Below are 2349 nucleotides of genomic sequence, written 5' to 3'. Positions count from 1 at the left end.
TGTTAGCGTCGGGCGATTTTCGCCATTCAGAGTCGGATTAAAAACGCCAATCTCAGTCAATTTAAAATCGCCAATGCATCATGTATGTTATTAACAGTTACGCATTTTTATACTCCGTATGTTTTGCGATACCAGCCTCAAGACCAAGTGTTTCCAGCTTGCGTCCCCGGTAACTGTCACCTTTGATCATAAATACAGTGGCGTCATCAAAAACCCGGTCTAAAGAACAAAGCAGCGTATCATCTTCGCTGAAATATTCGCCCCACTGGTTTGGTGTTTTGTTGCTGGTAAAAATCATGGTGCTGGGACCATCTTTATTATAGCGGCGGTCAATCACATCAAAGAACATACGGGTGTTCTCTTTATCGAACACACACCTGCCAATCTCATCAATGATCAGGCAGGAAGGCTTTACCAGCCCGTTGATGACAGCCCCCTCCCGGCCGTGTTTCCTTGCATCCGTCAACTTTTGGTTGAGTTCGCTTGCCCTTAAGAAATAAGTCTTATATCCTTTCAGGCAGCATTCCCGCCCAAAAGCCATGGCCAGATGAGTTTTGCCTACACCCTGCGGACCAATAAATGCCAGATTTTTTCCTGCATACAGAGCGGACAGAGAAGAGAGGTTCTTCAGTGACTGCACATGCTTTCCATGGAGCCGGCTGAAATCAAATCTTTCAAAGGTTTTCGGCTCATTCATAGGAAGCTTACTCAGTTTTAGCATTGTGTGGACCATAGAGTCGTATTTTTTCTGCTCCAGGTATTCAAAAACTCCGCAGACTGCCTCCAGAGCTTCCGGCGTAAGTTCTTTTTCATCGGCATAGCTGGCCAGTTCTGCTGTATAAAGATCGATCTTCAGTGCCTTTGCACTGGACTGGATTCTTTCAAGTATTGATTCAGTCATCCCACAGGCCCTCCTCAAAGTTGAATTTTTCAAATCCGGAGTGCTGTTTGGGTGGCTCTATCTGAAAGATCCGGGTTTTGACTGGCATTGATGGGACTTCTTCCGGCTGTTCTGTCACATACTGATCCCGGCAGAAACTGTCTCTTCTCATCCAGGTAACATCATGGGTGGTCAGGACTTTGCTGAGATCGGATGCGTAGATATAGAGGGTAAAGGAATCTCTCCGGATTCTGCAGGTCTTCTGGGTGTACCAGTACGGGACGCCGAAGCGCCGCCCTTCATAATGGACAAATCCATCGAAAGAAATTTTTCTTTCCGGACAGAGATAGAAAGCAAGTGCCTGTGTTTTTGTTAATACGGAAGCAACAGCCATGCAGTCTTCCTGATGCTTTTCACAGGGGATACAGTCCACTGCTTTATGGTATATGCTGTTCTGGCGTTTGCACCATCCGATGGCTTCCAGATTTAATTCGGTAATCGTGCCAAAAACTCTGCCAGCAAGGAAGTTATCTTTTACGAAGCGGATCAGGCGCTCCACCTTTCCTTTGGTGAAAGGATGCCTTGGTTTACAGAGCTTCGTCTGGAAACCGATCGTTTCCATGAACACTTTATAATCTTTCTGCCAGATAGGATGTCCCTCTGGATCACGCCGGATCACGACACTTTTCATGTTGTCTGTCAGTATATAGTGCGGGATTCCCATATAAGTAAAAGCATGGATCATCCCTATAAAAAGATTTTCCTGTCTGGCATTGGGGAAGAATTCGATGTATCTTTCCCCGCAATGATGGCAGATCATAGCAAAACATGCGACCTTATAGGAAGCATCGGTATTTGTATCTACCTGGACAAAGCCCCAGTCCATCTGATAGGATTCCCCAGGGGAAGTTTGATATCTGCGTCCCCGGTTTCCCTGAGGGGCAACGAGCTGACGCTTGGGCGGGACAAGATCCCGGTGATCAGCGATATAAGTTTTTACGGTTGTTAACCCACCGGTATATCCAGCTTCCTGCAGCCGCTCAAAGCATACAGAAGAATTCGTGACGCCTTTTCGGAGCAGTCCGTCAATAATGCCGCTATATCCGGTCAGAACCGTAGCTGTTGCTTTTTGTCCTGTCCTCCCATGTGGCGTAACAATAAAGTTATTTTCTTTTAAGTGCCTTAGCCTGGATCTGCTGAGCCCGGTTCGGCGTTCCAGTTCTGCAAGATTAATTTTGGCAAGGTTGAAATTTTCGCCTTGTTCCTGCTTTATTTCGTTGATTGCTTGTGTTATGATTTTTTGTAAGTCATTACATGTAGCATCTTCGTGCATAAATCCTCCTTTTCTGATGCATTGGCTTATCATCAGTATAAGAGGATGAAGACCTGTATGTAATGGCTTTTTTAATTTGACTAGGATTGGCTATTTTAGCCTGACACTAGATGGTTATTTTAACCCGACGCTAATA

General features: G+C 45.5%; 2 protein-coding genes. Both read right to left on the bottom strand.

Going from position 1 to position 2349, the window contains the following annotated elements:
• Positions 1 to 97 precede the first annotated feature (97 nt).
• Positions 98 to 901, bottom strand: a complete 804-nt coding sequence (locus B5F07_RS22120) for an ATP-binding protein (protein ID WP_087163331.1) — start codon at positions 899 to 901, stop codon at positions 98 to 100.
• On the bottom strand, positions 894 to 2213 hold the full coding sequence (gene istA, locus B5F07_RS22115; RefSeq protein ID WP_087163330.1) for an IS21 family transposase: 1320 nt from the start codon (positions 2211 to 2213) through the stop codon (positions 894 to 896). Before istA ends, B5F07_RS22120 begins: the two co-directional genes overlap by 8 nt.
• Positions 2214 to 2349: the final 136 nt, after the last annotated feature.

It is taken from the genome of Lachnoclostridium sp. An169, from assembly GCF_002160525.1.
Classification (GTDB): Bacteria; Bacillota; Clostridia; order Lachnospirales; family Lachnospiraceae; genus Mediterraneibacter; species Mediterraneibacter cottocaccae.
Note: the sequence above shows the minus strand (reverse complement) of the source record. Positions and strands in the feature narration are given on the sequence as shown.

Excerpts from the sequence above, each read along its gene's own strand:
- B5F07_RS22120 (WP_087163331.1), bottom strand. The coding sequence starts at position 901 with ATGACTGAATCAATACTTGAAAGAATCCAGTCCAGTGCAAAGGCACTG.
- istA (WP_087163330.1), bottom strand. The coding sequence starts at position 2,213 with ATGCACGAAGATGCTACATGTAATGACTTACAAAAAATCATAACACAA.